Source organism: uncultured Chitinophaga sp. (assembly GCF_937874145.1).
Taxonomy (GTDB): domain Bacteria; phylum Bacteroidota; class Bacteroidia; order Chitinophagales; family Chitinophagaceae; genus Chitinophaga.
The window spans coordinates 1-4108 of the sequence record NZ_CALNBI010000358.1; the positions used below are offsets into that span (position 1 = coordinate 1).

General features: G+C 55.8%; 4 protein-coding genes. 1 reads left to right on the forward strand and 3 read right to left on the reverse strand.

The features are described from left to right. The 3 genes from Q0510_RS17470 to Q0510_RS17480 all read right to left on the reverse strand — a co-directional run. Positions 1–406, reverse strand: a 406-nt coding sequence (locus tag Q0510_RS17470) for a hypothetical protein (protein ID WP_298714777.1), incomplete at its 3' end; no start/stop codon positions are given. Between the two features lie 18 nt (positions 407–424). Further along, the gene (locus Q0510_RS17475; RefSeq protein WP_298714780.1) at positions 425–1054 is read right to left on the reverse strand and encodes a hypothetical protein; all 630 of its coding nucleotides are present in this window, start codon (positions 1052–1054) and stop codon (positions 425–427) included. 66 nt (positions 1055–1120) lie between these two features. Beyond that, positions 1121–2851 carry a cellulase family glycosylhydrolase gene (locus tag Q0510_RS17480; RefSeq protein ID WP_298714783.1) on the reverse strand — a complete coding sequence of 577 codons (1731 nt, stop codon included), beginning with the start codon at positions 2849–2851 and terminating at the stop codon, positions 1121–1123. 205 nt (positions 2852–3056) lie between these two features. Between Q0510_RS17480 and Q0510_RS17485 the strand changes: the two genes are divergently transcribed. Next, positions 3057–4108: HlyD family efflux transporter periplasmic adaptor subunit (locus Q0510_RS17485; RefSeq protein WP_298714785.1), on the forward strand; the 1052-nt coding region annotated here is incomplete at its 3' end.

The following is a 4108-nucleotide window of genomic DNA, read 5'->3' on the forward strand; positions in this document are numbered from 1 at the left end:
GTACCACGATCGTGAAGATGCCCCAGAATTTGAACATCGATTTCAGGCTGCCGAGCGCGCTGGTCAGCGTGATCTGGTCGTTGCCTGCCAGCGCCGTTTTCATGCGGGTGGCAAAGCGGTACATGTACATCAGCGGGATGAACAGCAGCGCCATATAAGCGAGCATGAACACCATGCCGATGCCGGATGTATAAAATGCCGTCATGGGATTCGAGCCGTAATAAGCTGCTTCCATCTCACGGCTGGCACTGCTGGTAACCAGCGCCAGGAAAAGTGTCACCAGGACGTAGAAGCCGAGGCAGATGAATCCGAAGATGGAAAGAAAGCGGCCCCATTTGGCGGATTCTCTCAGGTAACTGGCACTCTCGTCATCGATGTGCAGTTCGAACAGGTTTTGGTTTTGCATTTGCGTAGGTTTTATAGATCAGTTTCCGGTTAAGCGGGTCAGGCCGGCTTCGAAGTGAGCTTTCATTTCCCGGAATACGGCCAGCAATGCGCTGTGGTCTGTTTCCAGCGCGGGGCGCTCCGCATCCTTGAACCGCTCGCCCTGCTGCAGGCGCGGCCAGAAAATGAAACGGTAATAGTGGGAAATGTACGATTCTATCACGGGGTTCTCTCTGAATGCCTGCAGGTGCGCAACATTCTCCAGGCTGTTGGCGTAATCGCCGAATAGATCGATGAAGTTGGACAATGCATCCATGGCTTTGAGGCTCAGCTTCCGCCGGCTGCTCAGCGCCTGCTCGATGTAATCGGTATCATACACATTACTGATCGTCGGGGTTAATTCCACTACCCTCTCCAGCCATTGCGGGAAGCGCGGATGATATACGAGCGCCGCCAGCTGAGCATCCGCAGCCGCCGCCACCCCATCCGCAGCATCCGCTGTAAAAACGGTGCCGCTCCTGTGCATAAGCAGGCGGTCTCCGCTGGCCCTGTCCGTATACCAAACAAGGTATACCGGGTGCGGGAGCGCAGATGACTGGTAGGCGACGATCCACGTGTCGCAGGCTACGCAGCAGGATTCGAACCGCTTCTTAGTTGACTGCTGAGGCATATGATTCCGGGCCGAATATATATATTATTTTTGTTATTTCGTAAAAGATAGACAATTATTATTTTATTATTCCAGGTGCAGCCATTCCCATTCAAAACCACCGGTCTCCGCAACGATCCGGATGGAATGATCCCCCAAACCCGGTTTTATCCTTCCTATAGCCACTTTTTGCCAGTCCTTCCCGGCGGGAATCGTTACATTTTCGGCCATGGGCTTACCGTCGAGCAAGACCGTGAATTTCCCCGGCTTTTCGCCTCCCCGGGCCGTTATACTAATGTCCAGCGGCACGTTTTGCCGGAGCTTGAACGTATACTGCGTCCATTCTCCCGGCTCGATGTGGGAGATCCAGGCGCGGGCGGAATCACTGACGATATCTACGCCGTCGTTCCGCTGTGCGCCGCCCCGGTTGCCGCCCGTATGCTTCGGGTCCGACACGCGGTAATTCGCCGTGTCCTTGTCGTAATAGGCATACCCGTTGGCACCGTGATCGTACATAGCGGCACTCATTTTAAAACTCACCCTGTCTACCAGCACCACCGAGGCAGATGGTTTGGCGGAAGGGTCTGCGGGTTGGCGGATCATCGCGTCCACCACATCCGGATGCTGTTTATTTTTGCTGAAATGAGCCGCTTCGGCAAGGGATTTCAATGCAACCCAGGCTTCGTCGGCCGAAGGGCGGGGCGCCGAGCTGTCGGACCAATACTTCAGGATCTTCGCGTAACCTTCCGGCGCCACGATTTCCAGCGGGTTGTTGATCCCGATCTTCTTTAGCGGCCACCAGGCCCAGCCGATGTTATGCTTTTCCAGCAAACGAATGGCTTCCGTGAACCAAACGTTGGAGTTCTCCCCTGTTTCGCCCAGCCAGATGGGAATATTGTATTTGTCGCGCGCTTCGAGCATATGCCGGATACTCGCTTCGTTGTTGTAATTCCAGTATTTGTGATAACTGAGCACCATATTGCTGTCCCACGGCGGGAAAACGCCGCTGTAGTTATTTCCCCAGCCATTGCCTTCGATGATGACGATGTGGTTGTTATCGACTTCGCGGATGGCGTTCGTGATGTCGACCATTAGTTTTCGCAGCGGGGCGTTGTTTTTCTCTTTCGTGCCGTTGCGGTCGTTTTTCGGATCGGTGAAGCCCCAGTTGGGTTCGTTGATGATGTCGTAGGCGCCGATCCAGGGCTCGTCTTTATAACGTTCGGCCAGTTTGCGCCACAGTGCAACAGTCTTCCGTTGGTTTTCGGCGGATTCCCAGAGCGAGGGCCTGGAAGGGTCGCGGTCGGAGATGTTGAGATCATTGCCCTGGCCGCCGGGCGCCGCGTGGAGATCCAGGATGAGGTAGAGGCCGTTGGCTTTGCACCAGGCCAGGAGCTCGTCGGTCATGGCAAAGCCTTTTTCGAGCCAGGTGTCCTGCCCTTTCACCGGTTCCTGATCTGCAGGCAGGGTGTAAAGATTGAAATGCATGGGCAGGCGGACAGAATTGAAGCCCCATTTCTTCAGCGCATCGATATCCGCGCGGGTGGTATGGTTCGCCAGCCAAAGATTATAAAATTCAGCCGTGCGCTCCGGCCCCACCAATTCCTGGATGCGCTCGCGGATGCGGTATTGCTGGCCTTCCTTATAAACTTTCAGCATATACCCTTCCTGCAACATCCAGCCACCCAGGCCGAAACCCCTCAGCAGCACGTTCTCCCCTTCCGAATTGACGATCCTGGCGCCCGATCTTTTGAGAAACCCCTGGGCCAGGACGCAATAGCCCGTCAATACGAGCCAGCATGATAAGACAAACGTTTTCATACGATAACATGGAATGATTGATCCGTCAAATTAACCAAATGTTTCCCCTCCCGCAACACTCCCCGCTCCTTTTGTTCCAATTCCGGAAATTCTGTCCGATATCGAACGCTTTTTAGCATTCAGTATTTTACACCTGGTTGAAAATGAATGCATTCCGTTTGGCATCCGGATTGGAAAGAGAATGTCAAATTTTTCAAATTACCCTATGGACAGATCGCTGCCTCCATCTTTCACACAACTCCGCCGGCGCAAACGCTGGATCATCGCCGTGGCGGTCACCGCGTTTATCGTTGTCGCCATTTTGCTGGTGCGCATGTTCTTCCATGCTTCCATCAGCCGCGCCGCCATCCTTACCGGCCAAACCGGCACCGGCGATATCGAAAACACGCTGACCGCCTCCGGCGAAGTATTGCCGGAGTTCGAAGCCGTGATTGCCAGTCCTGTGAGCGCTTCCATCCTTGAAGTATCGATTGCCGCCGGCGCCACGGTGCAAGCCGGTCAGCCGCTGCTCAAACTCGACAAGGCCGCCGTGGAATCAGAATACGAAAGAGGCAAATTCCAGCTGGAACAAAGCCGCAACAACATCCGCAAGCTGCGCCTGCAGCTCGACAAAAGTTACTTCGACCTGCAAACCGGCAACAACATCAAGCAGCTGCGCATCCAGGCGCTGCAGGCCGATGTCGAAAACGCCCGGCGGCTTTTCAAGGCGGGCGGCGGCACCCGTGAAAGCGTGGAGCAGGCCGAAACCAATCTCCGCGTAGCGCAGCACGAAAAAGCACAACTGGAATACGAGATAAAAAACAAACAGGAAGCCATGCAGGTGGAAATGCGGGAATCCGAGCTGGAATCCGCCATCCAGGGGCAGGCGCTGAGTGAGCTGCAACGGAAGCTCGACCGCGCCGGCATCGTGGCGCCCCGCGGCGGGGTGATCACCTGGGTGAACCGTAACATCGGCGCTACCGTGCGAGAGGGAGAGCCGCTGGTACGGATCGCGGACCTGCAAAGTTTCAAGGTGACGGGCACCATTGCCGACAACTATTCCGACAAGCTGCAGGCCGGGATGCCCGTCATCATCCGCATCCAGGATTCCACCATCCGCGGGCGCGTGCAAACCATCCACCCGGCGGTGCAGAACAACACCGTCACATTCGACATCCGCCTCGACGAGCAGCATCACGCTTCCCTCCGCCCCAACCTGAAAGTGGACGTGTATCCCGTTACCGCGTCCGGGCATGGCGTGGTGCGCGCGCCGAACGG